The sequence below is a fragment of the Vibrio sp. 10N.222.49.C9 genome, assembly GCF_041474985.1.
GTDB lineage: Bacteria > Pseudomonadota > Gammaproteobacteria > Enterobacterales > Vibrionaceae > Vibrio > Vibrio crassostreae_C.
This window is the reverse complement of sequence record NZ_JBFRVD010000774.1, coordinates 1-272: the sequence shown is the minus strand read 5'-3', so window position 1 is coordinate 272 and position 272 is coordinate 1. Positions and strand designations below refer to the sequence as shown.

Sequence of the window (272 nt, the reverse complement as noted above, 5' to 3'; positions counted from 1 at the left end):
GTGCTTAGTGATTGGCATGGGGCAAAGGAGTCAGATGTTGATAGGTTGCAGCAGCTTCAGGCCCATAATGATGTGCTAACGGTATTGATCTCTGACCGACTTGAAGAAGAACTTCCTTCTCGCTCTAACTGGGTAATGGGAGACGGTACCCATCAGCTTAATATCAGTGAATCTGCAAAGCTCAAGCAAGCGAACCTCGGATTAAAGCAACATCAAGAGCTCAAAAAGAGTCAGCTGGTACGTTTGATGGCCGCAAAAGGGCTGCCTTTGAT

Annotated in this window: 1 pseudogene; it reads left to right on the top strand. The window is 47.1% G+C overall.

The window, feature by feature from the left end:
* Positions 1–272: pseudogene (locus tag AB4585_RS25535) on the top strand (DUF58 domain-containing protein); the annotation flags it as partial.